Annotated in this window: 24 protein-coding genes; 10 read left to right on the top strand and 14 right to left on the bottom strand. The window is 59.0% G+C overall.

Features of this window, described 5'->3' with window-relative positions; genetic code table 11:
• Positions 1-56 precede the first annotated feature (56 nt).
• From N6L24_RS01835 to N6L24_RS01855, 5 genes are all read right to left on the bottom strand, one after another.
• Positions 57-1,475 (bottom strand): DEAD/DEAH box helicase, encoded by a 1,419-nt coding sequence (locus N6L24_RS01835; RefSeq protein ID WP_271842937.1) that lies wholly within the window; start codon positions 1,473-1,475, stop codon positions 57-59.
• A gap of 153 nt (positions 1,476-1,628) precedes the next feature.
• On the bottom strand, positions 1,629-2,612 hold the full coding sequence (locus N6L24_RS01840; RefSeq protein WP_271842938.1) for a glycosyltransferase family 2 protein: 984 nt from the start codon (positions 2,610-2,612) through the stop codon (positions 1,629-1,631).
• Entirely contained in the window at positions 2,609-4,309 is a 1,701-nt protein-coding gene (locus N6L24_RS01845) for a glycosyltransferase family 2 protein (RefSeq protein WP_271842939.1), read from the bottom strand. The genes N6L24_RS01840 and N6L24_RS01845 overlap by 4 nt, the downstream gene beginning before the upstream one ends.
• A 42-nt stretch (positions 4,310-4,351) precedes the next feature.
• On the bottom strand, positions 4,352-5,959 hold the full coding sequence (locus N6L24_RS01850; protein WP_271842940.1) for a peptide chain release factor 3: 1,608 nt from the start codon (positions 5,957-5,959) through the stop codon (positions 4,352-4,354).
• A 73-nt stretch (positions 5,960-6,032) separates the two neighbouring features.
• Positions 6,033-7,067 (bottom strand): Hint domain-containing protein, encoded by a 1,035-nt coding sequence (locus N6L24_RS01855; protein WP_271842941.1) that lies wholly within the window; start codon positions 7,065-7,067, stop codon positions 6,033-6,035.
• Positions 7,068-7,199: 132 nt separating this feature from the next.
• Here N6L24_RS01855 and N6L24_RS01860 point away from each other — a divergent pair, with 132 nt between their 5' ends.
• The 4 genes from N6L24_RS01860 to N6L24_RS01875 all read left to right on the top strand — a co-directional run bounded on the left by N6L24_RS01860 (position 7,200) and on the right by N6L24_RS01875 (position 11,776).
• Entirely contained in the window at positions 7,200-7,979 is a 780-nt protein-coding gene (locus N6L24_RS01860) for an SDR family oxidoreductase (protein WP_271842942.1), read from the top strand.
• A gap of 14 nt (positions 7,980-7,993) precedes the next feature.
• Positions 7,994-9,118 (top strand): hypothetical protein, encoded by a 1,125-nt coding sequence (locus tag N6L24_RS01865; RefSeq protein ID WP_271842943.1) that lies wholly within the window; start codon positions 7,994-7,996, stop codon positions 9,116-9,118.
• A gap of 115 nt (positions 9,119-9,233) precedes the next feature.
• Positions 9,234-10,619, top strand: coding sequence for a sodium:proline symporter (locus tag N6L24_RS01870; protein WP_271842944.1), 1,386 nt, complete (start codon positions 9,234-9,236; stop codon positions 10,617-10,619).
• Positions 10,620-10,669: 50 nt separating this feature from the next.
• Positions 10,670-11,776, top strand: a complete 1,107-nt coding sequence (locus tag N6L24_RS01875; RefSeq protein WP_271842945.1) for an ABC transporter ATP-binding protein — start codon at positions 10,670-10,672, stop codon at positions 11,774-11,776.
• Positions 11,777-11,783: 7 nt separating this feature from the next.
• Here N6L24_RS01875 and N6L24_RS01880 read toward each other — a convergent pair whose 3' ends face one another.
• The gene (locus N6L24_RS01880) at positions 11,784-12,983 is read right to left on the bottom strand and encodes a cytochrome-c peroxidase (protein WP_334312305.1); all 1,200 of its coding nucleotides are present in this window, start codon (positions 12,981-12,983) and stop codon (positions 11,784-11,786) included.
• A gap of 90 nt (positions 12,984-13,073) precedes the next feature.
• Between N6L24_RS01880 and N6L24_RS01885 the strand changes: the two genes are divergently transcribed.
• Positions 13,074-13,544: a tetratricopeptide repeat protein gene (locus N6L24_RS01885; protein ID WP_271842946.1), complete on the top strand. Its 471-nt coding sequence runs from the start codon at positions 13,074-13,076 to the stop codon at positions 13,542-13,544.
• A 55-nt stretch (positions 13,545-13,599) separates the two neighbouring features.
• On the opposite strand, the gene N6L24_RS01890 is transcribed toward N6L24_RS01885, so the two are convergent.
• The 6 genes from N6L24_RS01890 to N6L24_RS01915 are packed head-to-tail and all read right to left on the bottom strand — an operon-like array spanning position 13,600 to position 19,372.
• On the bottom strand, positions 13,600-14,664 hold the full coding sequence (locus tag N6L24_RS01890) for a TRAP transporter substrate-binding protein (protein WP_271842947.1): 1,065 nt from the start codon (positions 14,662-14,664) through the stop codon (positions 13,600-13,602).
• 26 nt (positions 14,665-14,690) lie between these two features.
• Positions 14,691-16,166 carry a TRAP transporter large permease gene (locus N6L24_RS01895; RefSeq protein ID WP_271842948.1) on the bottom strand — a complete coding sequence of 492 codons (1,476 nt, stop codon included), beginning with the start codon at positions 16,164-16,166 and terminating at the stop codon, positions 14,691-14,693.
• A complete protein-coding gene (locus N6L24_RS01900) occupies positions 16,166-16,756 on the bottom strand; it encodes a TRAP transporter small permease (protein ID WP_271842949.1) in 591 nt (196 codons plus the stop codon). The genes N6L24_RS01895 and N6L24_RS01900 overlap by 1 nt, the downstream gene beginning before the upstream one ends.
• A 53-nt stretch (positions 16,757-16,809) precedes the next feature.
• A complete protein-coding gene (locus N6L24_RS01905; protein WP_271842950.1) occupies positions 16,810-17,325 on the bottom strand; it encodes a flavin reductase family protein in 516 nt (171 codons plus the stop codon).
• Positions 17,325-18,215, bottom strand: a complete 891-nt coding sequence (locus N6L24_RS01910; protein WP_271842951.1) for an aldo/keto reductase — start codon at positions 18,213-18,215, stop codon at positions 17,325-17,327. The genes N6L24_RS01905 and N6L24_RS01910 overlap by 1 nt, the downstream gene beginning before the upstream one ends.
• Entirely contained in the window at positions 18,215-19,372 is a 1,158-nt protein-coding gene (locus tag N6L24_RS01915) for an LLM class flavin-dependent oxidoreductase (protein WP_271842952.1), read from the bottom strand. The genes N6L24_RS01910 and N6L24_RS01915 overlap by 1 nt, the downstream gene beginning before the upstream one ends.
• 106 nt (positions 19,373-19,478) lie before the next feature.
• Here N6L24_RS01915 and N6L24_RS01920 point away from each other — a divergent pair, with 106 nt between their 5' ends.
• Together N6L24_RS01920 and N6L24_RS01925 are read left to right on the top strand one after the other, a co-directional pair.
• The gene (locus N6L24_RS01920; RefSeq protein ID WP_271842953.1) at positions 19,479-20,183 is read left to right on the top strand and encodes a GntR family transcriptional regulator; all 705 of its coding nucleotides are present in this window, start codon (positions 19,479-19,481) and stop codon (positions 20,181-20,183) included.
• Between the two features lie 11 nt (positions 20,184-20,194).
• Positions 20,195-21,286, top strand: coding sequence for a Gfo/Idh/MocA family protein (locus N6L24_RS01925; RefSeq protein ID WP_271842954.1), 1,092 nt, complete (start codon positions 20,195-20,197; stop codon positions 21,284-21,286).
• Positions 21,287-21,335: 49 nt separating this feature from the next.
• Here the strand turns inward: N6L24_RS01925 and N6L24_RS01930 are convergent, their stop codons facing one another.
• Complete coding sequence (locus N6L24_RS01930) at positions 21,336-22,553, bottom strand: MFS transporter (RefSeq protein WP_271842955.1); 1,218 nt, start codon at positions 22,551-22,553, stop codon at positions 21,336-21,338.
• A 95-nt stretch (positions 22,554-22,648) separates the two neighbouring features.
• Between N6L24_RS01930 and N6L24_RS01935 the strand changes: the two genes are divergently transcribed.
• From N6L24_RS01935 to N6L24_RS01945, 3 genes are all read left to right on the top strand, one after another.
• Positions 22,649-23,308 carry a DNA-3-methyladenine glycosylase family protein gene (locus N6L24_RS01935; RefSeq protein ID WP_442872568.1) on the top strand — a complete coding sequence of 220 codons (660 nt, stop codon included), beginning with the start codon at positions 22,649-22,651 and terminating at the stop codon, positions 23,306-23,308.
• Complete coding sequence (locus tag N6L24_RS01940) at positions 23,305-23,970, top strand: alpha/beta hydrolase (protein ID WP_271842956.1); 666 nt, start codon at positions 23,305-23,307, stop codon at positions 23,968-23,970. Before N6L24_RS01935 ends, N6L24_RS01940 begins: the two co-directional genes overlap by 4 nt.
• Positions 23,971-24,173: 203 nt before the next feature.
• The gene (locus N6L24_RS01945; protein WP_271842957.1) at positions 24,174-24,758 is read left to right on the top strand and encodes an HNH endonuclease; all 585 of its coding nucleotides are present in this window, start codon (positions 24,174-24,176) and stop codon (positions 24,756-24,758) included.
• A gap of 45 nt (positions 24,759-24,803) precedes the next feature.
• Here the strand turns inward: N6L24_RS01945 and N6L24_RS01950 are convergent, their stop codons facing one another.
• Complete coding sequence (locus N6L24_RS01950) at positions 24,804-25,727, bottom strand: LysR family transcriptional regulator (protein WP_271842958.1); 924 nt, start codon at positions 25,725-25,727, stop codon at positions 24,804-24,806.
• Between the last annotated feature and the right edge of the window lie 105 nt (positions 25,728-25,832).

The raw sequence follows: 25,832 nt of genomic DNA on the forward strand, positions 1-25,832 counted from the left end.
AAAAAGGGGCCAGCTGGCCCCTTTTTCTATTATATCAAACGACTGTTTAAAACGATTTAGCTGGCGCGCCGCTCATCAAAGCTGAGCGCGATAAAGCTGGGCAGGTGATCGCCCATGCCCACAACATCATTGCCATGGCCGCGATCGTTGCCGCGCCCGCGCGAGCGGCTACGCCCCGAAGGTTTGTCGCGGTTTGGCTGCTTGTTGTCACGCTTGGCAGTGTCTTTCTTGTCCTGCTGTGGCGCGGCACTCTCGGCCTTTTTCTCGACTTTTTTCTCGGGCTTGGTGTCGGTGTCTTCCGCTTTGGCCTTTTTCGGCTTGCTCGGCGTCACCGGGTTTTCAATGCGCGGGATCTCTTTTTGAATCAGCGCTTCAATCGCGGCGAAGTTCTTTTCGTCGCGTGGCACGCAGATCATCACGGTCTTGCCAGACTTTCCAGCGCGACCCGTGCGGCCGATGCGGTGCACGTAATCTTCGGCATGGCTGGGCACGTCAAAGTTAAAAACGTGGCTCACATCCGGGATGTCGAGCCCGCGCGCCGCCACATCAGACGCCACAAGAAAGCGCAGCTCACCACTACGGAAGGCATCAAGCGTTTTTGTGCGATGGGACTGATCCAGATCGCCATGGATCGGCGCGGCGTCCAGCCCGTATTTCTTCATCGATTTGGCGGTGATATCAACGTCGGTCTTGCGGTTGCAAAAGATGATCGCGTTGGTGCAGGCATCACCTTCCTGTTTGATCAACTCGCGCAGTACTTTGCGCTTTTCGCTGCCTTCGCGGTCGCGGCGCGAGGCTTTGAACATCACCACGCCTTGGGTGATATTTTCCGATGCCGTCGCTTGGCGTGCCACTTCGATGCGCACCGGGGCCGATAGGAACGTGTTGGTGATGCGTTCAATTTCAGGGGCCATTGTGGCCGAGAAGAAAAGTGTCTGACGGGTGAATGGCGTAAGGCCAAAGATCCGCTCGATATCGGGGATGAACCCCATGTCAAGCATACGGTCGGCTTCGTCCACCACCATGACTTTAACGTCCGACAGGATCAGTTTGCCCCGTTCGAAATGGTCCAGCAGGCGGCCCGGCGTGGCAATCAGGACATCAACGCCCTTGTCGATGATCGCCTCTTGTTCCTTGAAGCTCACGCCGCCAATCAGCAGCGCTTTGGTCAGCTTCAGATGCTTGGTGTAAGCGTCGAAGTTTTCGGCCACCTGGGCGGCCAATTCGCGCGTTGGGCAAAGCACCAGGCTGCGCGGCATCCGGGCGCGGGCACGGCCACGGGCAAGAAGCGAAATCATTGGGAGGGTGAAGCTGGCGGTTTTGCCAGTGCCGGTTTGGGCAATGCCCAGAACATCCTTGCCCTCAAGTGCGGGCGGGATCGCGCCAGCCTGAATTGGGGTGGGGCTTTCATAGCCCGCTTCGGCGACGGCTTTCAGAACTTTTGGGTTCAGATTCAGATCGGAAAATTTTGTCATGCGTATCCGTGATTTACGGACACTCAGGCCCGTAGCGGCGAAGGGGGATCAGGCCCGTATGGCCTCGTGTTATGTCACGGTAATGATCCCTCGCGCAGGGCATAGCCTAATCCGTTGAAGAGGTCAACGAAAGCTCGGCCTTGCGCCGCAGTGTCAGCGATTTGTTTCTGTTTTGGAAACAGATGCTTGCCAATCTGGAAAATGTTTCGCCCGCTTTGCCGCCAAGTCCAGCGTGAACACGCGCAGCATGTTTTGGCCTTCTAAGGCCTCCAGCAGGCGCGGCGTGGCGAGGCAAACCTCTTCGAAAAAGGCGCGCAGATCCGCCTCGCCGGTTTCGGTCAGGCCCGAAAACAGCGCGTGCCGCGTGATGCGCCCGCCCGACGACCCGCCCGTCAATTCGGCCCGATAAGACCCGCGCGTCAGGCGGAACTGCATGATTTCAAGCCATTTTTCCCAGCTTTCCACATGTCGATGACAGAGCAACACATCAGGCGCGGTCTGCTGCGGCATTTCCTGATCGCCGTGCTGAAAGATGCGGTGGATGCCGAATTTGACATCTGCATGCCCGGTGCGCGCGATCACCTTGCCGGCGGTGTGGCTGATGAACCCGTCTTTGAAAAGCCCGCCGAAATTCGGATAAAGCGCGCGCTCGACGCTCTGTTTGTCCCGCCCGGCGGGCACTTTGGTTTTGCAATAGGTTTTCGGCCCGGCAGTCTCGCTCACGTCGCAAAGCGATTCCACAGGCTCGACTCGCAAACTCGGCATGTCTGCGGGTTGTGCCGCAAGGATTTCGGCCATGGGCCGGGTCGGGCAGAGGAATTCATCCACATCGATATGCGCCAGCCAATCCAGCCCCTCAGCCTGCCGATAGGCGCGCGACGCATTCTGAACCTGTCGCACCTGATGTTTCTTGGGGCGGCGGCCATGGGTCTTTTGCCAATAGGCGTCGTCGCACAGCGTGGTGGTGACGGCGGGATTGTGCGCCAAGGCAGCGGCCGTTTCGGCGTTGGCATCATCTAGGTAGACAAAGATGTGATCCGCCCCCAGATCCAGATGGTAGGCGACAAAATTCAGCGTGTCTTCTGTCGGGGCTTTGATTGTGGTGACAATGCCCCAGCGCGGGGTGGCAGCGGTCATGGGGTGATGACCTCTTGGCTCATTTTTTCGATCTTACGCGCCAGATCGAGGTTGATTTCATAAAGCGCGTCATGGGCGGCAAGCGCTTTCAAAACATCCGGGCGGGCGCGGCACATCTCGTCAAAGAAAGCGTCTATACTTTCATTTTCATTATTTGGGTCAAGGCTTTCCAGCGCAGAGCTCACGTCGATGCCATCGGTTTGGACCTGGCGATAACCTTCTGCAAGGCGGCGCGGCAGGGCGCTTTGGAATTTGGCAAAGCTGGGCGCATGGCAATGCGCGATGCGCAGGTCCGCGGCCATTGCCCCATTGCTGGCCGCTTTGCGCTGATGCTTGACGACATAATTGCCAACGCGAATTTTTCCGATCTTGCCGCGCACAAAAATGCGGGGATGCGCAGGGCCCAGGATCAGATCAGGCAGATACCGGCCAAACACCGGATAAAGATCGTCGCGCTGGTTGGCGTCGAGGCCATAATCATCTGCCGGCGGGCGGAACAAATGCGGTGCATCGGCAAATTGTTCGACAACCGGCAGGGTCAAAAAGGCAAGATCACCAGAGGTGCTGGCCAGACGGTCAGCCACCGGCTGATCCGCGGTCAGGAATTCATCCGTGTCCAGCATGGCAATCCAGTCAAGCCGCATATTGCGCCGGGCACGATTGAAATAAAACAGCTTTCGGGCGTTGCGCGTGGTCAGCTTTTCGCGCTGCTCTTCGGTGATGACGGTTTCATCGGCGATGACAATGCTGATACGCGGATGGTGCATCAGCTCTTCGGGGGCATGGGCCGGGTCATCGGCGGTCAGCACAACGGCGTCGGCCCCCAAATCCAGATGATGCGCGGCAAAGCAGATCGCCTGTTCGCGGTCCTCATTCAAGGTGGCGGCCACGCCCCAGCGCAGGCGCGCGGGGTTGGTTTCGACAATACGGCGCGGCACCGGGATCGGGTTGGGGTTTGTCAGCGCGCGGCGCTTGCGGCGATGGTCCGCCATGCGGCGCAGACGTCGAAACAGCGTGCCGGGATCGGTGTTGATGGCGTCAAGCAGATGTTCGGCCAACGGGCGCACAACCGCATCCTGCCTGGCGTCCTGCCAGAGCCGCGTCAGTACAGCGACATCCAGCCCGCCGCCCAATAGCGCATAGGTCGGGCTGTCCAGCGGCAGGGCGGTATTTGATTTTTCCGCGCCCGAAAACACCTCATCCGGGCGGTGGCCGGAATAAAGCCGCTCAAATTCGTAAAGTTTGATCATCGCAAACATCAGCATCAGCGCCCGGCCAATGCTGCGCTGCGCCTCGTTCACGCCATGGTCACCAAACGTCGTGATCGCCGACACCAGCCAGCGCAGCGGCAGGTGCGCGATCAAGAAGTCGCCATGTTCCGCCCAGATGCGTTGAAATAGCGCGGGGGCATGATCCGGGAAATCTGTTTTGCGCAGGTTGGAAATCACCAGCCCGTGCAGCGCCAGCAGGGCAGGTTGCCCGTCAAATTCCTGTTCCAGCGTATGTTTTTTGGCCGCATAGCTGGACCCGCCCGCCTTGCGCGGGCTGGCGGCAGTCGGCGTGGTGCACAGCGCAGCCAGATCCGTATCAAGCGGCGCAAGCGCCTCGCCCTCGGCATAGTCCAACGGTTCGCGCCGCGATTCGGCGCGCTCCATCAGTTTGTCGTATCCACCCGGATATGTTTCTGTCTTTGCCATCTGCTCGTGCGGCCCCGATTTGGCCGCCCTTGGGTTGAGCGGCTAGACCATCATTTCCTTTGTAGCGGTAAGTCGCACGTCTGGATAGTCTCTGCCGACGCGATCAATATCCCATTGCAGTCGCGTCAGGTACACGATGTCCCCATCATGATCGTGCGCGATGTGCTGTTTATTGGCTTCGGTAAATTTATCAACGGCTTGCTTGTCGCCGCTCACCCAGCGGGCGCTGGTAAACTGACTGGCGTCAAAGCGCACTGGCAGGCCATATTCCAGTTCAATCCGGCTGGCGAGCACTTCAAATTGCAGCGCGCCGACCACGCCAACGACAAAGCCCGACCCGATCGAGGGTTTGAAGACTTTGGCCGCACCTTCTTCGGCAAATTGCATCAGCGCTTTTTCAAGGTGCTTGGCCTTCATGGGATCGCCTGCACGCACGCCCTGCAAAAGTTCGGGCGCGAACGAAGGGATGCCGGTTGCGCGCAGCATTTCGCCTTCGGTCAGCGTGTCGCCAATGCGCAGCTGCCCGTGGTTGGGAATGCCGATGATATCGCCCGCCCAGGCCTCTTCGGCCAACTCGCGGTCCGAGGCGAGGAATAGCACCGGGTTGCTGATTGCCATGGGCTTTTTGCTGCGCACATGGGTCAGCTTCATGCCGCGTTTGAAATGGCCGGACGCCAGGCGCACAAAAGCCACGCGGTCGCGGTGCTTTGGGTCCATATTGGCCTGGACCTTGAAGACAAAGCCCGCGACCTTTTTTTCTTCGGGCGCAATGGCGCGTGGATCGGCGGATTGCACCTGTGGCTCTGGCCCGAAATTGGCAATACCATGCATCAGTTCCTGCACCCCGAAGGAGTTGATGGCAGAGCCGAACCAGATGGGCGTCATATGCCCTTCCAGCACCGCCTGCGGGTCAAGCTTGGGCAGCAGCTCCTTGGCCATTTCGACCTCTTCCAGGAACTTCTCAAGCAGGTCGGCGGGCACGTGTTCGGCCAGTTTCGGATCATCCAGCCCCGAAATTTCAATGCTTTCCGCCACTTTGTTGCGGTCCGCGCGATCCATCAGCTCCAGCCGGTCGCGCAGCAGATCGTAACAGCCCAGAAACTCGCGCCCGACGCCAATCGGCCAAGAGGCCGGGGTGACGTCAATCGCAAGGTTTTCCTGAATTTCATCAATGATCTCAAACGTGTCCCGACTTTCGCGGTCCATCTTGTTACAGAAGGTCAGGATCGGCAGGTCGCGCAGGCGGCAGACTTCGAAAAGCTTTTGCGTCTGGCTTTCGACACCTTTGGCCCCGTCGATCACCATCACCGCCGCATCCACCGCCGTCAGGGTGCGATAGGTATCTTCGGAAAAGTCCGAGTGGCCCGGCGTGTCGACCAGGTTGAACCTGTAGGTGTCAAAGTCAAAGGACATCGCCGATGCCGAGACCGAAATGCCGCGGTCCTGCTCCATCTTCATGAAGTCCGAGCGCGTGCGCCGCGCTTCGCCCTTGGCACGCACTTGGCCCGCCATCTGAATCGCGCCACCATAAAGCAGGAACTTTTCAGTCAGCGTGGTTTTGCCCGCATCCGGGTGCGAGATGATCGCAAACGTGCGGCGACGCGCGATTTCGGGCGGGAGTGCGGGGCGGTTTGTGGCGGTGTCTAACATGTTGGCGCATATAGCTGCCCGACCGCCGCCGCGCAAGCCAGCCTGCACAGTGCCCGTGCCTTGTGCAGAGGGTTTATCGCCCGGAAGCGCGCCGCAGATATTCGGCGGTGTCGATGTCCTGTAAAAAAGCTTCGTTCAGCTCAAGCGCGATGGCGTCTTTGCCGGGCAGGCCGGGCTGACTTTGCGCGAATTTTGCCGCCAGTTCCCGGGGCAGCACCGGGCGGGTGCTGTGGGTGACGGCCATGGTTTCGGTGGCTATGCCCTCGGCAAAGATGATTTCATGCGTATCAAACAGGATCTGGACATATTCGACAAAACCGCCGTCGGTTGTGGTGATGCTGTCGCCGTTCACCAGATGCCGCGCCTTCACCAGAAGCTCTGCTTGGCCAACGCCAAAGGCATCCTGTCGTTGATAGATGAACAGCCGGTGGTCCGGGTGCACGGTCAGATCGCCAAGATTGTTGAGCGTGCCGGCCTTGATGGTGACGGGCGCAAAGGGGCCGCTGGCGCGCAGGGTGCTGCGGCCGATCCAGCGGATTTTCTGGATGCCGGAATCACGGGTCAGGATGCGATCCCCAACCTTGAGCGTTTCGACCGGGTGCTGCGCCCCCGTCGCCATGGTGATATTGGTGCCTGCCGCAAAGGACACGCAGTTGATCAGGGCCATGCGCCGCTTTGCGTTTTCGCAATCAATGCCAACAAGCGTATAGGCGGTTTTTGCGGCTAGGGGGGCCAGCGGGTAAAGGTAAATTTCCGCGATATGGCCGCTGGTGTCCACTTCGACCAAAATCAGCGCTTCGATGGTGCCCCCGTGCAGGGGCATCAAGGTGATGCAGCTGTCCAGATGCAAAGTGGCCCCGGGCGTGCCAAGCGCGGAATTTGGCGCGACCTGATAGCCGCCCTGCGGGGTCAAGATGACAGAGAGGGCGCGCGATTGCGCATCGGCACCCAGCTCATAGCTGTCATCCAGCAAGAGCTCTGCGGCATGCGATAGCGCATCACCGTGGTTGGCACCGCTCGTGACAAGGAAATCAGCAGCGCAATAGACCGGCAACTGCTGTCCGGCGCTGGATGGTGCCATCTGGTCCGATACCTCTGTGTCAGACATTCACTTTCCCTTTGTCTTGCGTCTTCTCAAAGATGCTGACCAAATATGGCAACATCAGGGATTGCCCTCGGCATTTTGCTGGCAGAGGGGCAAGGCAGCTGCGAAGGTAGCATAAAAGTTGGGAGCGCGACTATGGATTTGGGACTCACCGGGAAAAAAGCATTGGTTTGCGCCAGCTCAAAGGGGCTGGGGCTGGGCTGCGCCGAAGCGCTGGCTGAGGCTGGCGTAGATCTTGTGATGAATGCGCGCGGCGCAGAGGCGCTGGAAGCTGCGGCAGATGATATCCGCAAGCGGTTTGGCGTGTCAGTCATGACTGTCGCTGCGGATGTCACCACTGCAGAGGGACAAGCGGCGGTGCTGGCAGCTGCCAAGGGGGCTGATATCCTTGTGACCAATGCCGGGGGGCCGCCGCCGGGCCTCTGGAGCGATTGGGACCGCGACGATTTCATCAAGGCGCTGGATGCCAATATGCTCGCGCCCATCGCGCTGATGAAGGCGATGCTGCCTGATATGATTGCCAAAGGGTGGGGACGGGTGGTCAACATCACGTCAGTTTCGGTCAAAGCGCCCATTCCGCAACTGGGCCTGTCAAACTCCGCCCGTGCTGGCCTGACTGGCTATGTTGCCGGCACCGCGCGGCAGGTGGCTGAACATGGTGTGACCATCAACAACATGCAGCCGGGTATTCATGCGACGGATCGGGCGGTTGCGCTGGACGGGGGCGCGGGCAAGGCAGAGGGCATTTCCGCAGCAGAGGCGCGTGCTAACCGCGAAGCCGGCATTCCGGCGCGCCGCTATGGCACGCGCCAGGAATTTGGCGCAACCTGTGCCTTCCTCTGTTCGCAACATGCCGGGTTTATCGTGGGGCAGAACATCCTGCTCGACGGCGGCGCGACCAACACCACAATGTAAGACCCGGAAACCAAATGGCCGAGAGTTTTTCCCTTGCGGATCATATCTTTAATGCGCAGTCTATTGCCGATCTTGCCCATGAATATGCGGCAGCTCTGCCGGGGTTTGACCCGGCAGCGTTTCAGTCGACTGTCCTGGCCGGCTTCGAAGAGCGCGGGTTTCTGGAGCGGCTGGAATGGATTGCCGATTGCCTGACGCCATACTTGGCAGATGATTTCCCGCGTATGGCGGATCAGCTTGAGGCGACCATGGTCCCAGAGCTTGACCCCACGCGCACGGATGATGATTTTGGGCGGTTTATCCATGCGGTGCCCGGCGTGCTGGCGGTGCGCCATGGGCTGGCGGCGCATCCGGACCGCGCGCTTGATCTGCTTTATCGAGCGACGAAACGGTTCTCGATGGAGTTTTACATTCGACCGTTCCTCAATCACTGGCCAGAACAGACCTATGCCCGGCTACAGCTGTGGGTGCGGGATGACAATTATCACGTGCGCCGCCTGGTCAGTGAAGGCACCCGCCCCAAACTGCCCTGGGCCAAAAAAGTGACGCTGCCGCCAGAGAAAACGCTGCCGCTGCTGACGGCCCTACATGGGGACACGACCCGCTATGTGACCCGCTCTGTGGCCAATCACCTGAATGACATTGCCAAGACCGCGCCAGATCTCGTGGTCAAAACACTAAGCGATTGGCGCGATACAGATCAGCAAGACCCCAAGGAACTCGGCTGGATGACACGCCATGCGCTGCGCACCTTGGTGAAACAGGGGCATGGCGGGGCGCTTGCGCTGCTGGGCTATGCGCCCGACGCGCCAGTGCGCTTGCGCAGCCTGCAGCTCAAATCAGCGACCGTTGCCGCCGGGAAGGCCGTGGAATTTGATCTGACACTGACAGCAGAAAAACGATGCCCGGTGATTGTGGATTATCAGATCGTCTTTCAGCGCCACGGCGGAAAGACGAGTGCCAAAGTCTTTAAGCTTAAGCAGACCGTTGTGCCCGCCGACAAACCGCTCTTGCTGTCAAAGCGTCATGTCCTAAAAGCAGACGCGACAACCTTTCGGCTATACCCCGGTGCCCATGAGGTGATTGTGCAGGTCAACGGCAAAGAGATGGGGCGCGCCAGCTTTGCGCTGACGGTTTAGCGGCAGTCCCCCGTGATGACAGGGTTTCACATTCGCGTGGGACACAGCGCCGGGCGCTAGCTTGACGATTTCCGCGCTGTTACAGCGGATTGACAGCAACCATCAGGAGAGCGCCATGACGGCCACCGCAATTATCGCCATCTTTGCCTTCATCATAGTGGCAAGCCTTTACGTGGCTCCGCGCCGTGCCTCGGTCGAAGGGTTCTTTGGTGGTCTCAGCGCGACGGGCGTTGCGCCGGGGTTGTGGACCTTGGTCCTCAGTCAGGTGACAACCTGGATTTTTGCCCGCTCGCTGATGAATGCCGCGATCCTAGGGTTCTTCTATGGCATTGCCGGTGTGCTGGCCTATGCGGCCTATTACGGCTCTTTCCTGACGGGCGGCTTTATTGTCGGGCGCTTGCGGCGGCGGGGGGCACGCTCGGTCCAGGATTGGCTGAGCGAGGCATTCGGTGCGCTGGGCACAGGATGCTATAATCTGGTGATTGCGCTGCGATTGTTGTCCGAGGTTTTCGCTAATTTGATTGTGGTTGGTCTGATCTTTAGCGCGGCGCTGCCCGAAGTGGCCTTTGCCGAGACCGCATCGATCCTGATCGTGGGGGCATTGGCGCTGGGCTATTCGGCTTGGGGGGGCTTCAGCGCGGCGTTGCGCACCGATGTGGCGCAGATGCTGCTGTTTCTTGTGGTTTTTGCGCTGGCCTTTCTGGCGCTGGTGCTGCAGCCGGGGTTTTCGCTCGGCGCGGTGCTGACTGCGGAGGGTGTTTCGGGCCAATACAACGGCTGGGTGCTGCTGATCGTGGCCTTTCTGCAGGTGTTTTCCTATCCGGTGCATGACCCGGTGATGATGGATCGCGGCTTTGTCGCGGATGAGGCAACAACCCGCAAAAGCTTTCTGCATGCGTTCTGGATCTCGGCGCTGTGCATCATCGGCTTTGGGTTCTTTGGTATTCAGGCCGCTTTGGAAGGGGCAGAGTATGATGGTCAACTGATCGGCACATGGGCGACGATCCTGCCGGCATGGGTCTTTGTGCTGCTTCTGGTGTCCTTGCTGGTATCGGCGCTGTCGACGCTGGACAGCGCGCTCAGCTCGGCGGCGCGTCTGGTGGTCGAAGAACTGTCGCTGGCCCCCAAGACCCTCAATGGTGGGCGTATCGCCATGCTGGTGTTTGCCCTCGCGGGGGGTGCGCTGACGCTTTGGGGCAATCAATCGCTGTTTGATGCGGTGGCCGTGTCTGGGACCGCGTCAATGTTCCTGACGCCGGTAATTGTGGCCGGGCTTTTGATGCGCCGCAAGGTGGCGCTCTGGGCTTATGTGGTCAGCTTTGGCGCGGCCATGCTGGGCGCGGCCGCCTATTTCCTGCGCGCCAACGAGGCGGTGGCTGCGGTTCTGGTTGAGGGGCACAAATACGAACAGCTCTTGCAGATTTGTATTGCCGTTCTGGTTGTCGGTTTTGTCGCTGTGGCGCTGGGCGCACGCAGGGTTGAAGAGGGTCAGGCAGGCTGATAAATGATTCAAAACCCGATGACTTTCATCGGGTATTGCAAGAGGCAGCCGTGACAGAAGAGCAAAGGCCGACAACGCCGCCCCGTCTGGAAATCCGCAATCTCAACCGTCGCTTTGGCGATCGGCTGGTGGTGAATGACGTGTCGCTGAGCATTGAGCCGGGGCAGGTGACGTGCCTTTTGGGGCCCTCGGGCTGCGGCAAGTCAACAACGCTGCGCATGATTGCCGGTGTTGATATGCAGGACAGCGGTGAGATTTATGTCGATGGCGAGCTGATTTGCGACACCCACTTCCGCATTCCGCCGGAGCGGCGGCAAATCGGGTTGATGTTTCAGGATTTTGCGCTGTTCCCACATCTGAGCGTCGCGGATAATGTGGCCTTTGGCCTGAAGGACAGCGCGGGCGTCAAACGGCGCCGCGTCGCGGCGCTGCTGGACAAAGTGGGGCTGGGCTGGGCGATTGATGACTATCCCCATGTGCTGTCAGGCGGCGAGCAGCAGCGCGTGGCGCTCGCCCGCGCCCTTGCGCCGCGTCCGCGCATCATGCTGATGGATGAGCCATTTTCTGGGCTGGACAACCGTCTGCGCGATGGCATTCGCGATGAAACGCTGGCTCTGCTCAAAGAAGAAGACACCGCCGTGCTGCTGGTCACGCACGAGCCGGAAGAGGCGCTGCGCATGGCCGATGAAATCGCGCTCATGCGGGACGGCAAGATTGTTCAGTGCGGCGCGCCTTACAACATCTACAACGCGCCGGTGGACCGCGAAGCCATGGCGTTTTTCAGCGACGTAAATGTCATTCGGGGCACCAGTCGCGGCGCGTTGACCGACACGCTGTTTGGGCAGTTTCTAACGCCGGGCTGCGCTGACGGGGCCGAGGTTGAGATTGTCATTCGCCCGCAGCATCTGCATCTGGATTTCTACCGTTCCGGCAAAGGCCCTGCGCCCTCGGATCTACATGGGCAAGCGGCGGCAGGGATCGTTGAGCGCGCCCGTTTTATGGGCACTGAAAGCCTAGTGGAATTTCGCATGGAACATGATGGCAGCCTCCTGAAGGCCACGGTGCCAAACGTGTTTATCCCGCAGGCTGGCACGCGCCTTTGGCTGACATTGCGGCGCGACAGATGTTTTGTGTTTCCTGTAAAGAACGTCCATTAAGGCGTTGTCAGGGTTCAAAATTTTCCGGGACGCCAAAGGGTGGCGTATCAAGCGTTGTACCGGTCAGAGCCTTCAGAAACGCGATGATATCTGCCACCTCTTGATCGCTCAGGCTGATCGGTTGAATGTCGACTTTGGCGCGATGACGCGCCCTCTCAAGCCGGTCTGAGTGCACCACGAAATCAATGGCGGCCAGCCAAGGCGCATCGGGCAGCTGCGCATCTGCAGGCTGCCAAGCATCCAGCGCGGTCAGCGGATCAAGGTGGTGCCGCACGATGCCTTCGAGTGTCGCATAGGCCCCGTTGTGCCCATAGGGCGCAGTTAAGGCCACGTTGCGCAGCATCGGCGTGCGAAAGCGATAGGCATCCTCCAGATCATCACTTTCCCCCATGCGGCCCACGTCGCGCACCATCGGGTCAAATCGGCGGGTGCGCCCGGGGCCAAAGGCGGGCAGGGCGAGCGCGTGGAATTTCTGATCACTCATCAAAGGCCCGGAATGGCAGCTGCTGCAATTGGCTTTGCCGTAAAACAGCGCCATGCCGCTTTGTTCGCTGGTGGTCAACGCGCTGATGTCACCGGCCAGATATTGATCAAACCGACTGTCGATGCTGGTCCATTCCACGGCCATAAAGGCGGCCAGCGCATTTGCGATTTCGACAATCGTGACCTCTTCGGGCGCGATGATATGCTCAAAGGCGTCGACAAAACGCGGGCCGTAATCGCCCTTTGTGCGCGTGGCTTTGGCAATGATGGGCCAGGGCGCATCAATTCGCTCATGCACAGCGCCAGCAATCTGGTTTTCGCCGGGATTGCCTGCCATTTCAAACTGCGCCACCAGCGGAAACACGGCTTGCGCGGCGAGGATGGAGTTAAAGCCTTTGGGCAGCCATTCCTCGGCGGGGGAATTGAACCCGTTCTGATAGTCGTCCGAGATGCTGAGCCGTCCATCGTGAAACAGGGTGTGGATCTCTTTGGCCCCCAGATTCCACAGCGCAGGCGCATTGCGCGGGATGCGTTTTTTGATGCGACTTGTGCCCGTGCCGGCGGTGCGCTCACGGCCCAGACCGACGCCACCTTCGCCAATGCCCAGCGACAGGCCATCGCCGGTGCCAAGATCAGGATGATGACAGGTCGCGCAGCTGATATTTCTGTTACCTGACAGGATTTTGTCGTAAAAAAGATCACGCCCCAACGCGGCCTGTTTCATGTCAAATTCAATGAAATCCGCTGCGCTGAGAGGCCTTGGGAGGTCCGCCGCAACAGCGCCTGTTGCGGCCAGAATAGAAAGACAGAAAAGATGCGCGCGATAGCTTTTGCTTTGACCTTGATGGCGACGCCGCTTGCGGCGGAAATTGAACATGCCCGTGACCTTATGGATGAGGGGAAATTTGAGCAAGCCTACCAAGAGTTGTGGCCCGCGGCGCGGTCTGGCAATGCGGATGCCGAGGAACTCATCGGCGTGATGTATGCCATGGGGCTGGGGGTGGAGCGGGACGATCAGCGCGCCTTTGAATGGTACCTGCGCAGTTCGCTCAAGGGGCATCCGGGCGCGCAGTCTGGCATTGGCTGGTATTACGAGGTTGGGCGCGGGATGCCAGCGCCCGATCTGGTGCGGGCCTATATGTGGTACACGCTCTCGGCCATTGGCGGCGATCCGGATGCGGCGATCAGCCTGGAAGAAGTGGTCAAAAAGATGACCCCGGAAGAGATCGAAAAAGCGCATGTCTTGGTGAATGACTATAAGGCTTGGATGTACCCGTTCCGCTAAGCGTTGCGGGATTGGCGAGGCGCGCAGTGCGCCTCGCCAGATATCATAGCGGTGCTTACTCGACGTCGACAGCCCGCGCCGCTGCAACCGCTTCTTCAGCCGTCGCAACTGAGGCGCTCAGCGCGTTGAAGACCTCTTCACCGTTGGCAACATTGGCTTTGAACCAGTCGTAAACCGGCGCTGCGGCCTCTTTGAACATCGCCTTTTCTTCTGGGGTTGGCACGTAAAGATCGCCGCCACCGGCAACAAACTCTTCGTAGGCGGCGATTGATTTGCGTTTTGGCGAGGCAAATGTCGCCTGTTGCAGCTGATAGAACCCATCGCTGACCACGGCGCGCAGGCCTTCTGGCATGCCGGTCAGTTTTTCATTGTTCATGAACCACAGCGCGCCCATATAGGCGTGACCGTCCAGCGTGACATATTGCAGACCCGCCTCTGGGAATTTCATGCTCATGATGTCGGTGATGCCGTTTTTGGAGCCTTCGACAACGCCGGTCTGGAACGAGGTGAAAAGCTCAGGCCATGGGATTGGGGTCGGGGAGGCCCCCAGCGCTTTAACCAGCTCTTGTGGCAGATCCGCGACCACGGTGCGGATTTTCAGACCTTCCATGTCAGATGGCATCGCAACACGGCGTTTGGTGTTGGCAAAATTGCGCCAGCCACCTGTGTTGCCGATCGTCATCAGGCGGATTGCACCGCTGGAATCTTCCATCACGCGCTTTTTCATCGTGTTGGTGAATTCCGTGCCACTGGCCAGCGCTGCCTCGGCAATGCGGTCATCTGACATCAGATAAGGCAGATCCAGCACTTGAACATAGGGGAAGATGCCCGACACACCGCCAGAGGTGGAGACATAAACGTCGATCTGACCTTCGGCGATACCTTGCAGACATTCTGCGCCGTTGGAGCACAGCTGCGTGCCCATGAAGATTTCGACTTCGATCGCGCCGTTGGAGGCCGATTCAACGTAGTTCTTGAAGACAACAAGACCGTCATAGTCTTCGTCATTTTCATTGGCATTGGCTGTAGCGCGGATGGTGTAATCCGCCGCTGAGGCCGTCATCGCCGTGGCCGCAAGCAGCGCGGCGACCGACAGTGACTTGAGGGTGTGTTTGAGCATGGTGTTTCCTCCCCTGTTAACTCAAATCAATTTGCGAAACCCGTCAGACGCGGGATCGTCATGCTAATGGCCGGGACATAGGTGATCAGAAAGATCACCGCGATTTCCACGGCCAGGAACGGTAAAATGGCTTTGGCGATGGTTTCGACTTTCTCGCGCGACACCGCCGCCGCCACAAAGAGCACCAATCCCATGGGCGGCGTGGCCAGACCCACGGTCAGGTTGACGCTCATGATGATGGCAAAGTGAATCGGGTCCACCCCAAGGTCGATAAAGATCGGCCCCAGGATCGGCCCCAGAATGATGATGGCCGGGCCCGCATCCAGGAACATGCCAACAACAAACAGCAATATGTTGATCAGAAACAGCAGGATCAACGGATTGTCGCTGAGGTTCAGGATAAAGGCAGCCAGCGTTTCTGGCGCGTGGCTCAGGCTGACCACGGTCTTAAAGGCCATGGCCGCGCCCACCAGCAACAGCACCACAGCTGATGTGATGCCAGCCCGGATCAGCACCTCGGGCAGGTCGTCAAGGCGCATGGTGCGCAAGACGCCAAAGGCAACGATCAACGCATAGGCCACCGCGATGGCCGCCGCTTCGGTCGGGGTGAAGACCCCGGCCAGAATGCCGCCCAAGATCAAGACAGGTGTTTGCAGCGGCACCACGGCGCGTTTGCAGACCATGCGGAAATCCTGGCTAACCAGACGACGTAGGCCCAGCATCAGCCCATGTGCCGCCAGGATGCCGCCGCCAAACGTCAACCATTTGGCTGTGCTGGTCGGCTCTGCGCCCAAGGGGACAAACTGCGCCAGCAGCAGCCCAATGTTGAGCCGCAAAAGCGCGAAAGAGAACCAATATTCCAGCGGTTTGATTTCGGCCCCAGAGAGGACCACACGCTGCGCCGGCGGCAGGTTGTACCGATCCGCAGTGACGCGCACCATCACCATCAGGCCGACGCCGACCATGATACCCGGCACGATGCCCGCCAAGAACAGCGCCGCAACGCTTTCGCCCATCACATAGGCATAGATGATCATGATGCCCGAAGGCGGAATGATCGGCCCAATGACCGAGCTGGCGGCCGTCACCGCGGCCGCGAATTTGCGGGTATAGCCCTGCTTTTCCATCGCTGGGATCAACATGGAGCCAAGCGCCGACGTATCGGCGACGGCCGAGCCCGAGAGGCCAGCAAAGAGGATCGACGAGAGGATATTCACCTGCGCCAACCCGCCCCGCAGATGACCCATCAGCGCTTGCGAAAATTCCACCAGCCGTACGGTGATGCCGCCTTTGTTCATCAGCTCGCCTGCAAGCATGAAAAAGGGAATCGCCATCAAAGGAAAGCTGTCCATCCCGTTGTAAACATTGCGATAGAGCAGGGTGATGTCTTTTTCCTGCCCATTGAGCCAAAGCAGGATACCCGGCGCAGCCAGCAGGCCGAAAAACACCGGCAAGCCGACGGTCAGAAAGATCAGAAAGACTGGTAGAAACCAAATCAGCATTATTCTGCCCCCCGCAGTTCTGCGCCGTCGATATGGGGCAGGCGGTCGCGCCCCCCAAGCAGGTGCACAATGTTGCGCAGCAGCAGCTCAATATTGACCGAGATCAGCAGGACGACTCCCACCAGAAGCGAGGCCATCATCCAGCTGCGCGGCACACGGTACCAGCTGTCAAAACTGATGGATGTCGGCAGGTAGAGCGAGGCGGTGGCAAAACGGCCGCCAAAGCCGGTGACTTCGCCATAGCCCAGCCGCACCGCGACCAGCAGCACCGCGAGCGAAATGACCAGCAAAAACAGATTCAGAATTGAGCCCACACGTTTGGGCAACATGTCAGGAACGGTTTCAATCGCGACAAAACCGCCGCGCCGAAACGCGGTCGGGGCCATGAGGCCGGTCATCCACAGCATGCCAAAACGCGCCGCCTCATCTGGCCAAGGCAGCGCGTTGTTTAAAATATACCGGAAAAACACCTGAATGAGAATGGCCGCCACCATGAATGCCACGGCCACACAGCCGATCCCGCGCCCAATCTTGAGCAACAGAGCATTCACGAAACTTAGCGGCGAAATAATCGCCAACAATCCGCCCATGCAGATCCCTCCCTGGTTGTGGTGCGCACCTGTCCTCCACAGGTGCGCTGCGCTTATGTTTGCGCGAACTCGCCGTATTTCCCGGCGAAAAAGGCCAGCGCGTCTCCATCGCGCATTTCGGCCCTCAGAACCTCTCCTAGAATAATCATATGATCGCCGCCGTCGTATCCTGCGACGCGTTTGCATTCAAACCGTGCGAGGCAGTTGGCCAACACGGGTACGCCTTCGATATTGCGTTCATGTTCAATATGTTGCAAGGCAAAAGCGTTCTTGGCAAAACCCATGCAGAGATCGGCTTGATCCGCCCCCAGAACATGGATCGCATAGTGGTCTGCCTCGGCGAAATAGGGGTAACGCCGTGACGTTTTGCTGGGGGCCCAAAGCACCAAAGGCGGGTCCAAAGAGACCGAAGAAAAGCTGTTTGCGGTGATGCCGACCGGGCCATCTGCACCTTGGGTCGTGACCACTGTCACCCCGGTCGCAAACCGCCCAAAAGCGTCCCGCAGCAGTCGCGTGTTTTCGCGGTCTGGTTGAAACGCAACCGGCATATTGGGCGCATGGGCATTCATCACGGCACCTCTTGTCCCAGCGCCGCCTCATACAGACGATACCAGCTTTCGCGATCAAGCGAGACCTTTAGCGCATCCGCCAGCGTTGCGATGCGCGTCAGGTTGTTGGTGCCCATGACAGGCAAAATTTTTGCCGGATGCGCCAACAGAAAGGCCACCGCAATGGCGGCGCGATCGACGTCATTTTCAGCCGCCAATTCATCCAGTACCGCGCCCAATTGGCCGCTTGCCCCCATCAAAGCGCCGCCGCCGAGCGGCGACCAGGCCATGACCGCATCGCCCTGTTTTTGATGGAAAGCCAGATCACCATTGGTGAAGGGGCTGATTTCGCCGAGTGAAATTTCGATCTGGTTTGTCACCAGTTTGGTTTTCATGCCCGATTGCAGCAGATCCCAATCCCAGGGGCGAAAGTTGGACACGCCAATGTTGCCCACTTTGCCAGAGGCCACCAGATCATCCAGCGCCGCGCCGGTTTCGTGGTGATCCATCATCGGGTCGGGGCGGTGGATCAGCAGTAGGTCAATGTGCTCGATCCCCATTTCGCTCAGGGAGGTATCGACTGATTTTTCAATATGCCGGCGCGAGGTGTCGTAATGTTTGACCTTGGCGTCCGCATAACGCCCGCAGGGGGCGATGATGTCACATTTGGTGACAATTTCCATTTGATCGCGGAGGGCTTTGTTCGCTTTCAATGCCCCGCCCAGCACGGCCTCGGCCGCGTAATCCCCGTAGATGTCGGCCTGGTCAAAGGTGGTGATCCCCTGCGCAAGGCAGGCTTGGATCTTGGCTTCGACATGGGCCGCCGAAGTGTCGCTGTCATCCCCAAGCCGCCACATGCCGTAAACGATCTGGCTCATAGAAAGGGTGGGGGAAAGGTCAACGCGGTTCATTAGCGGCGCACTCCGGTACCAAGGGGGGTTGCAGGGGGTGTGGCGGGCACGCGGCCATATTCATGCGGCAAGGAGCATGTTTTCAGGTTCGGCAGCACGCGCGCGCCAAAATGTTTGGCTTCCTCAAGATGTGGATAGCCCGAAAAGATAAAGGCGCGGATGCCCATCTTTTGGTATTCTTCGATCTTGCTCATGACCTGGTCGGTGGAGCCAACCAGCGCTGCGCCGCAGCCAGAGCGGGCGCGGCCCACGCCGGTCCAAAGATTGGGCTCGATATACCCGTATTTGTCCGCCAACTCGCGATTTTTGGCCTGATGGCTGACCCCCAAAGAGCCGCTGTCCAGCGCACGCTCGCGGATCATTTGGCCGTATTCATCATCCAGCTTGCTGACGATGTGATCGGCGTATTCCTGCGCTTCTTTCTCGGTGTCGCGCACGATCATATGCACGCGCAGTCCGTAATCGAGGGTGCGGTTGTATTTCTCGGCCACACTGTGAACGGCTTTCATGCGGCCCTTTAGCTCTTCGATCTTTTCAGGCCACATCAGATAGACGTCACAATGCTCGCCGCAGAGTTCCAGCGCGGAAGGGGAATAGCCGCCAAAATACAGCAGCGGGCCGCCGTTTTGCTGATAGGGGCGCACCGGGTCAGTGGTAAGACCTTTGAAGTTGTAGACTTCGCCCTCGTGGTTAATCTCGTCCTGAGTCCAAGCCTGTTTCAGGATCTCAACCACCTCGCGTGAGCGTTGGTACCGATAGGCGCTTTCTTCCTTTTCGCCGGGAAAATCGGAGCTGATGATATTGATCGTCAGCCGACCTTCCAGCATGTGGTCCAGCGTGGCGATGGTGCGCGCCAACATAATGGGTTGCACCTCACCGCAACGAACCGCCGCAAGCAGGTTGATCTTGTCGGTGATCGGCGCGCAGCCCGCCACAAAGGACAGCGTGTCTTGCCCAACCTGATAGGACGATGGGCAGAGGATATTGCGAAACCCTTGCTTCTCCGCCTCTTTCACAATGTTTGAACAATGCGCCCAGGACGAGCGCAGGTTGCCGTCCGGCACGCCCAGAAATTCGTAGTCATCCGAACAAAGTGCTGAAAACCAAGAAACTTCTGCGGCCTGCAGGTCTGGCGATGTGATCGGGACGACTGTCATTTTCAAACCTATGGGTTGTCTTCGCTTGCTTCTTGGGTAACATCCGCTTTGATATGGATCAATAGTGTATCAATTTTTTCTGCGACATCCTGACACGGGGGCGAATATGACAAACCGATCTCGAAATGCGCTGCCGGTATATGTTCAGATCGCTGAACTGATCATGCGCGACATAGACGCCGGGCGCCTCTTGGATGGCGAACGGCTGCCACCGGAGCGGGAAATGTCAGCGAGCCTGAACACCTCGGTGGGGACATTGCGCAAGGCGCTTGGCGAGCTCACGGAAAAAGGGCTTTTGGAGCGAATACAAGGCTCTGGCAACTATGTGCGCGCCGGGGCCACACGTGACTCTGTCTATGGCATGTTCCGCCTTGAGTTGCATGAGGGCGGTGGATTGCCCCGTGCAGATGTCCTGTCGGTCGAAACGCTGGCGAAGCCGGATGACCTGCCAGATTTTGGCTATGCTGCACGCGCAGCGCGGATCCGCCGCCTGCGGTATTTGAATGACACAATCATCGCGGTTGAGGAAATCTGGCTCGACGAATCTGCGGGGAAGGTCACGGCCAGCGCTCTGTCAGATTCGCTTTATCGCTTTTATCAGAAGCAGCTTGGCTTCTGGATCACCCGGGCCGAAGACCGCGTGGGCATTGGTCAGGTGCCGACATGGGCACCGGCAACGTTCACCAAAGCGCCGGGAACAACAGTAGGATTTGTGGAACGTTTGAGCTGGGCGGATAAAGACGCCCCGATCGAATATTCCCGCACTTGGTTTGACACGGATCAGGCGCTGTATGTGCAGCGCTTGAAATAAGGGGAGACATCATGACCCGTGACATCACCTATGGCATCATCGGCTGCGGCATGATGGGTCAGGAACACCTGCGCAACATCGCCTTGCTCGATGGCGCAAAGGTTGGCGCGATATATGAGCCAAACGACATCATGGCCAATGCCGCCAAGGCGATTGCCCCGAATGCACAGCTTTGTGCCTCGCTGGAGGAATTGTTGGACGGCAAGGATCTGGATTGCCTATTGGTGGCCAGCCCGAACCATTTGCATGTGCCACAGCTTGAAGTGATTGCAGCGCGCAACCCATTGCCCTTGCTTATGGAGAAGCCGCTGTTCACCGACCCGGCAGACGCCGATAAGCTGCGCGCGTTCAAGCAAAGCTATCCGGCTCCAATCTGGGTGGCGATGGAATACCGCTATATGCCGCCGATTCAGACCCTGCTGGAGCAGGTCGAAAAGGCGACAGGCGGCGTGACCATGCTGACGATCCGCGAACATCGTTTTCCATTCTTGCAAAAGGTCGGCAATTGGAACCGCTTCAACCAAAATTCCGGCGGGACGCTGGTCGAGAAATGTTGCCATTTCTTTGATCTGATGCGGCTGATCATTGGCGCGGATCCGGTGCGTATCACCGCCTCTGCCGGGCAAGAGGTGAACCATCTGGATGAAACCTATGATGAGGTGCCCAGCGATATCTGGGACAGCGCTTATGTCATTGTCGATTTCGCAAATGGTGCGCGCGCCATGCTTGAACTTTGCATGTATGCCGAGGGCAGCAAATTTCAGGAAGAGATCAGCGCCGTAGGTCCCAATGGCAAGATCGAGGCTTTGGTGCCAGGTCCGGGACGGTTCTGGCCAACCCATCTGGGGGAGCCGCCGGTGTCACAGGTGATTGTCAGCCCGCGCAGCCCCAAGGGGCCGCAGGTGGTTGAGATCCCGGTTGATCCGACCATTCTGGACGCGGGGGACCACAATGGGTCGACCTTTTATCAGCATGTCAAATTCCTTGAGGTCGTGCGCGGCCTCTCTGATCCCGAAGTGACGCTCATGGACGGGCTGCATGCGGTGCGCATGGGGCAGCTGGCGCAAGAGTCTGCACTTGAACATTGCGTTAAAACCTATTGATAAAAAATGATAACGCGCCATTTCGGAATGGCGCGTTATTCCGGCGGGCCTATTGCGCCGGGGCTTCTTTTGGGCGCAGCGCCAGCCAGATCAAAGCGGCACCTGCCAGAACAATAAAGGGGGCCATGGCCAGGTTGACGGCCGTCCAACCCTGCACAGCATCGCCGCCAGAGCAGTTCATCAGCCCGCCAGAGGCCAGCGAGGCAACGGTGACACCGCCAAAGACGATCAGATCGTTCATCCCCTGAATGCGGCCGCGCTCATGCGTCTCATGGGCGCTGGCCAGCATGGCTGTTGCGCCAATAAAGCCGAAATTCCAGCCGACGCCCAAGAGGATCAGCGCGACAAAGAAATTGCCAAGCTCGACACCTTGCAGGGCCACGGCCCCGGCAGCGGCGAGGATCAGCATCCCAAGCCCCACGATTTTCTCAACGCCAAAGCGGGCGATCAGATGGCCGGTGAAAAACGACGGTGCAAACATCGCGATCACATGGCCGCTGACGACATCTGCGGCGGCGTCAGTCCCAAAACCGCAGCCCACCACCGCCAGAGGGGTGGAGGTCATCATGAGGTTCATCAGCGCGTATGAAACAGTGCCGCAGATGATGGCAACTGCGATCCGCGGCGTGCGCAGCAGCTCCATCCGGCTGCGGCCCTTTGGGGCATCGGCCTTGGGTGCTTCGGGGGTCGGCAGGTCCAGCAGCAGGAAGAGCGCCATACCAATGATATTCAGCCCAACGACTGCTCCATAGGTGCCAATAAACGGCACGACCCACAGATCTGCTGTGAACTTTACAAGTTGCGGCCCAAAGAGCGCGGCCAAAAGCCCGCCGGCCATCACATAGGAAATCGCCTTGGGTCGAAAGCTATCGGAAGCGCAGTCAGCCGCCGCAAAGCGGTAAAAGCCATGCGCACTCATATAGACACCAGTGAACAGGCTGCCCAAGAGAAACAGGCCAAAGCTCCCATGATACAGACCAAGCGCGCCGACAATGCCGCCCAAAATGCCAAAGGCCGCCCCCAGCATAAAGCCAAAGCGCCGCCCCCGGCTTTGCATGATACTGGCCATGGGTGTTGCGGTCAGCATGGAGCCGAGCACGATCATGGAAATGGGCAGCGTGGCAAAGCAGGCGTTGCTCGCCAGTGATTGCCCGGCGAGGCCGCCAATGGTGAAGATCATCGGCATCTGCGCGCCAATGATGGCCTGCGCCAGCACCAGCACCACAACGGCGCGTTTGGCGCGCCTATCGTCAGCGTATTGGGTCATGAAATCTGACTAAAGCGCGCGCGCCGCTTTGCAAAGCAAAATCACTTGCGCAAAACCGCATATTTGCAGCGCGTTTTCGCAAGCGGCGGTTTGACATGCTGCACCGCATGGGTCACAGCCGGGATATGAGCGAACGGATTATCAAAACAGAGGCCTGCGTTGCGGAGGGGGCAGACTGGCTCGCACGCCAAGACGCGCGCTTTGCCACAGCCTTGCAAGAGGTCGGTCCGCTGCCGCTGCGCCTGCGCAAAGACGGCTTCGCAGCGCTGCTGTCCGCCATTGTCAGCCAGCAGGTCAGCGTCGCCTCCGCCAATGCGATTTGGGCCAAGATGCAGGCCGCAAAGCTGACGGGGCCGCGCAAGATCCTTTGGGCGCGCGAGGAGGATCTGCGCGCTGTTGGGCTGAGTCGGCAGAAAATGCGCTATGCCCGCGCGCTGGCTGAGGCGCGTATTGATTTTGCCGCCCTGCGCCATGCCTCCACAGAGGAGGTCGTGGCCCGTTTGACTGAGGTCAGCGGCATTGGCGTCTGGACCGCCGAGATTTATGCCATGTTCAGCCTGGGCCGGGCAGATGTCTTTGCGCCCGGTGATCTCGCCTTGCAAGAAGCGGCGCGCCTGCTGTTTGATCTGCCCGAGCGACCCAGTGAAAAAGCGCTGCGCCAGATGGCCGCCGACTGGTCGCCCTGGAGATCGGTTGCAGCGCGGCTCTTGTGGGCCTACTACCATGTGGCAAAGGATAGGGAAGGCATCCGATGACACGAGTACTAAACACGCTCCGCAAAGAGCCGCTTTCAGGCGAAACCCGCTCTGTTGTGGTGTTTCTGCACGGCTATGGTGCCAATGGGCAGGACCTGATTGGTCTCGCGGACCCGCTGGCTGAACATCTGCCCGACACGCTGTTTCTTGCGCCTGATGCGCCAGAAACCATCCCCGGCATGCCAATGGGACTGCAATGGTTTCCGATCCCCTGGATCGACGGCAGTTCCGAAGAGGAAAGCGAACGCGGCATGATGGCCGCAGTTGACGATCTCAACGCCTTTCTGGATGCGATGATGGTGGACGAAGACGTGCTGCCTGAGCAGGTGGTGTTGTTTGGGTTTTCGCAAGGCACGATGATGGCGCTGCATGTTGCGCCGCGCCGCGAAGATGAAGTGGCTGGTGTGGTGGCCTTTTCCGGGCGTCTCTTGCGCCCCGAGCTGCTCGCCGATGACACCGTCAGCCGCCCTGCGGTTCTGCTGGTGCATGGCGATGCGGATGATGTGGTGCCGGTGCAATCCTTGCCCGAAGCGGCCGAGGCGCTACAGCAGGCGGGCTTCAAGGACGTCTATGCCCATATCATGAAAGGCACAGCCCATGGGATCGCGCCTGACGGGCTGAGCGTGGCGTTGGCCTTTATGCGCGACAAACTCAGCCTCTGAGGGCGTCGCCGAGGCGGTGGGCATGGCCGCTTGTGGATAACTGTCACAGCCCCGTTACGGAATCATTCTACCCCTTCTCTCAAACTCATACATCGTGGGGCTTGCCAAGTGGCGAACGCGATATATAGTGGTGGTAGAGTTGGGGCGGGGTGTCCCGCCCGAATGCTGAAAATTCAGGCAGTTGGGCGGAGGTTGAGTCCCAAATGGACGGCGATTTCAGGACAGAATTTGTACACCAGCCAGGTGGGCTACGGCAGAATCCGGCATTGGTTCTAAACGCGGATTATAGACCGTTGTCATATTATCCGCTGTCGTTATGGCCATGGCAGGATGCGATCAAGGCGGTCTATATGGACCGCGTTGATATTGTGGCGGAATACGACCAAATCGTGCGCAGCCCCAGTACCGAAATTCGGATACCTTCGGTGGTGGTTCTCAGAGATTATGTCAAACCAGTAAAGCGCGTGGCCTTCACGCGCTTTAATCTTTTTTTGCGGGATGAATTCCGTTGCCAATACTGTGGCGGCAAAGGGGATTTGACGTTTGATCACGTGATCCCGCGCGCGGCTGGCGGTGTCACCAGCTGGGAAAATGTGGTTGCGGCCTGCAGCCCATGCAACCTGCGCAAAGGCTCCAAAAGCCTGCGGCAAGCCAATATGCATCTGCGCAAACCCCCTCGGCAACCGAGGGCCACAGAATTGCGCAACATGGGCCGCAAATTCCCGCCTAACCACTTGCATGAAAGCTGGGTGGATTTCCTCTATTGGGATGCCGAGCTGGAAGCGTAAACCTGGGTCATTCAAAGCGGGGGCGGGCACGGAGCTTTCAGCTGCCTAATCTAAGGCGGTCATCAGGCCAAAAACCTTGCGCCGCATCCATGCGGCCATGGGGGTGGCCTCTGATCGCTTGTGCCAGATGCCGATAATCAAAGCCGGATCAATCTTCATCGGCGGCTCAAAAACCCTGAGTCCAAAAGTCCCGGCGACTTTCTCGGCCAGTTGCGCAGGTACAAGGGCGATGAGGTCGCTTTCGCTCACCGCGCGGCAGACACCGCTAAAGACCGGCACCGTCATGGCGACTTGCCGGGTTTTTCCCACCCGGTGCAGAGCAGCATCCCCCATCGCGGCGAGGTTCCCCTCGGGTGAAAACAGAACGTGGTTCAAGGTGCAAAAGACTTCCATTGGCATCTGCTCGCCGTCTGTCAGCTCTGCGATGCCCGGATTGCCTTTGCGCGCAATCACATGGAACGGCGAATGAAACAGCGGCTGGGTGTTGATCCAGTCTGGCACGGCCATGTCGGGGATGAGCGCGATGTCGGCGTTGCGCCGCTCAAGGCTTGCTGCGTAGTCATTGGGCACAAGATCCACGAGCTGCGCCCGAATTCCAGGCGCTGATTTCTGCAAGAGATCGCCCAGGGGCGGCATCAGAAGTTCAGCGAAAAAATCGCTTGCGGCAATCCTGAATGTGCCTTCGGCGGTCTGCGGGTCAAAGACGGTTGGCGGCGCCAGCATGGCCTCTAGGCGCTCCAGTTCTTCTCGCAATCCGGTTTCAAGCCCGGCGGCATAATCGGTGGCCACCAATTGGTTGCCCTGCCGCACGAAAAGCTGATCGCCCAAAGCATGACGCAGGCGTGACAGAGCGCCCGAAACAGCGGATTGTGACATCGCCAGTCGGCGCGCAGCTTTGACGGTTGAACCTTCCTGAAGCAGCGCGTTCAAGACACGCAGAAGGTTCAGATCGAGCGTCGCGAAATTCACTTTGTCGATACCTCTTATCTGATAATGCGATTTGCCTGATAGGTTGGCCCCGTTGTATTATTCTGTCAACGAAAGCGCTTTCGTTTCAATCCACAGACAAAGGAG

The sequence above is a fragment of the Cognatishimia sp. SS12 genome (assembly GCF_028369055.1).
In the GTDB taxonomy this organism is placed as follows: domain Bacteria; phylum Pseudomonadota; class Alphaproteobacteria; order Rhodobacterales; family Rhodobacteraceae; genus Cognatishimia.

Bases quoted from the DNA above. Each gene is read 5' to 3' on its own strand.
- N6L24_RS01865 (WP_271842943.1), top strand. From the start codon at position 7,994: ATGGCCGAGAGTTTTTCCCTTGCGGATCATATCTTTAATGCGCAGTCT.
- N6L24_RS01905 (WP_271842950.1), bottom strand. From the start codon at position 17,325: ATGAATGCCCATGCGCCCAATATGCCGGTTGCGTTTCAACCAGACCGC.
- N6L24_RS01885 (WP_271842946.1), top strand. From the start codon at position 13,074: ATGCGCGCGATAGCTTTTGCTTTGACCTTGATGGCGACGCCGCTTGCG.
- N6L24_RS01840 (WP_271842938.1), bottom strand. From the start codon at position 2,612: ATGACCGCTGCCACCCCGCGCTGGGGCATTGTCACCACAATCAAAGCC.
- N6L24_RS01855 (WP_271842941.1), bottom strand. From the start codon at position 7,067: ATGTCTGACACAGAGGTATCGGACCAGATGGCACCATCCAGCGCCGGA.
- N6L24_RS01880 (WP_334312305.1), bottom strand. From the start codon at position 12,983: ATGAAACAGGCCGCGTTGGGGCGTGATCTTTTTTACGACAAAATCCTG.
- N6L24_RS01940 (WP_271842956.1), top strand. From the start codon at position 23,305: ATGACACGAGTACTAAACACGCTCCGCAAAGAGCCGCTTTCAGGCGAA.
- N6L24_RS01930 (WP_271842955.1), bottom strand. From the start codon at position 22,553: ATGACCCAATACGCTGACGATAGGCGCGCCAAACGCGCCGTTGTGGTG.
- N6L24_RS01860 (WP_271842942.1), top strand. From the start codon at position 7,200: ATGGATTTGGGACTCACCGGGAAAAAAGCATTGGTTTGCGCCAGCTCA.
- N6L24_RS01910 (WP_271842951.1), bottom strand. From the start codon at position 18,215: ATGAACCGCGTTGACCTTTCCCCCACCCTTTCTATGAGCCAGATCGTT.
- N6L24_RS01920 (WP_271842953.1), top strand. From the start codon at position 19,479: ATGACAAACCGATCTCGAAATGCGCTGCCGGTATATGTTCAGATCGCT.
- N6L24_RS01915 (WP_271842952.1), bottom strand. From the start codon at position 19,372: ATGACAGTCGTCCCGATCACATCGCCAGACCTGCAGGCCGCAGAAGTT.
- N6L24_RS01935 (WP_442872568.1), top strand. From the start codon at position 22,649: ATGCTGCACCGCATGGGTCACAGCCGGGATATGAGCGAACGGATTATC.
- N6L24_RS01895 (WP_271842948.1), bottom strand. From the start codon at position 16,166: ATGCTGATTTGGTTTCTACCAGTCTTTCTGATCTTTCTGACCGTCGGC.
- N6L24_RS01835 (WP_271842937.1), bottom strand. From the start codon at position 1,475: ATGACAAAATTTTCCGATCTGAATCTGAACCCAAAAGTTCTGAAAGCC.
- N6L24_RS01925 (WP_271842954.1), top strand. From the start codon at position 20,195: ATGACCCGTGACATCACCTATGGCATCATCGGCTGCGGCATGATGGGT.
- N6L24_RS01900 (WP_271842949.1), bottom strand. From the start codon at position 16,756: ATGGGCGGATTGTTGGCGATTATTTCGCCGCTAAGTTTCGTGAATGCT.
- N6L24_RS01845 (WP_271842939.1), bottom strand. From the start codon at position 4,309: ATGGCAAAGACAGAAACATATCCGGGTGGATACGACAAACTGATGGAG.
- N6L24_RS01870 (WP_271842944.1), top strand. From the start codon at position 9,234: ATGACGGCCACCGCAATTATCGCCATCTTTGCCTTCATCATAGTGGCA.
- N6L24_RS01890 (WP_271842947.1), bottom strand. From the start codon at position 14,664: ATGCTCAAACACACCCTCAAGTCACTGTCGGTCGCCGCGCTGCTTGCG.
- N6L24_RS01945 (WP_271842957.1), top strand. From the start codon at position 24,174: ATGGACGGCGATTTCAGGACAGAATTTGTACACCAGCCAGGTGGGCTA.
- N6L24_RS01850 (WP_271842940.1), bottom strand. From the start codon at position 5,959: ATGTTAGACACCGCCACAAACCGCCCCGCACTCCCGCCCGAAATCGCG.